The 1,281-nt window shown below is 39.0% G+C and carries 1 pseudogene; it reads right to left on the reverse strand.

Annotation, left to right across the window (positions count from 1 at the left end):
- Nucleotides 1-1,281: pseudogene (locus H277_RS20340) on the reverse strand (hypothetical protein); the annotation flags it as partial.

The following is a 1,281-nucleotide window of genomic DNA, read 5'->3' on the forward strand; positions in this document are numbered from 1 at the left end:
ATTGAGATTCAGCTCATCCTGAAGCTCTTTCCCGTTGTACTTATACTTATAATTAGCGGACCCGGAAGTATTTCCAATTCCTACACCAATTTCAATCAGTTCGCGTTCTCGTATGGTAATATCCGATGGTGGTTTATTGTAGCCTTTGTGTTGTAAACCAAACGGATAATAATGGTCTTCGTTGACGGTTTTTAATTTACTGTTGACATCGTCCCACGCATAACTTACGCGTACATTTCCCAAATGATCGGTCAGGTTGTAGACATAGTTATACGCCACTGATCCTGCTGTTATCGCATTTACATATCCTTCTGTTGTCGGAAAAAACTGCAATACCCCGTCTTTGTACTGAAATCCGTCCAAATACTCGGTAGTGGTAGTGGTTAATCCGGCATTTACACCTTGCTGTGCTTTTACAATTTTCCTTAACTTAACACCTGTTGCACTGTACGCATACTCTATTGTCTGGGTACCCTTTTTCACTAAGGTAGGTAAATTTAAATGATTGTAGGTAATACTATCCGTGATTCCTTTGTTTAAATCTGTTTTTAGATTACCGTTTTTATCATATGCATAATCATTCCCGGTTTTGTTGCCATCATTAAACCCTAAGGTATTCGACGAATCGGTCACTTTTAATAAACGGTTGCTTTTTTCCGCATTTTCGTAATTGTAGGTCAAATTATCCATCAATCGTGGAGTGGCCTGTTCGGTTTGTCCATAACGTTTTAGAGTCAGGATATTTCCGTTGTGGTCGTAACTCAACTGCTCGTCATAAGTTCCTGCAAAATCTTTGGAAAGATTGGAATAGCCCGCATTGGTCAGGCGGTTTAACCCGTCATAATTGTAATCGTATGAACGGATATAAGGATTCTCCTGGCTTGTCCATAAAGTTTGTGCAATATTTCCGTTGAACAATTCCTGAGTTGCATTGCTTGCTTTGGTTTGGTCTTTTGTGTTGTAATTGATTTTAAAGGCAAACAAATCGGTTCCCAAATTGGTGATGTCGTTTATTTGTGTCAACCATCCCCGTATATTGTACTGATAATCGACAGTTTGATAAGGCGAAGCAGTGGTGTTTCCTACTTTTTTGGACGTTAATTGCCCAATGTTGTTGTAACTGTTCTGCGTCAACACTTCTACTTTTCCGGTGTTAATTTGATGCGTATGTTTGGTTAAACGCTCGAATTTATCATAAGAGAAAACTTCTGTGGTTTTAACAGGAAAATTATTTCCCAATCGCTTATGCGTGGTCACGACTTTTGTGGCTTTTCCTCTAAA

The organism is Empedobacter brevis NBRC 14943 = ATCC 43319 (assembly GCF_000382425.1).
In the GTDB taxonomy this organism is placed as follows: domain Bacteria; phylum Bacteroidota; class Bacteroidia; order Flavobacteriales; family Weeksellaceae; genus Empedobacter; species Empedobacter brevis.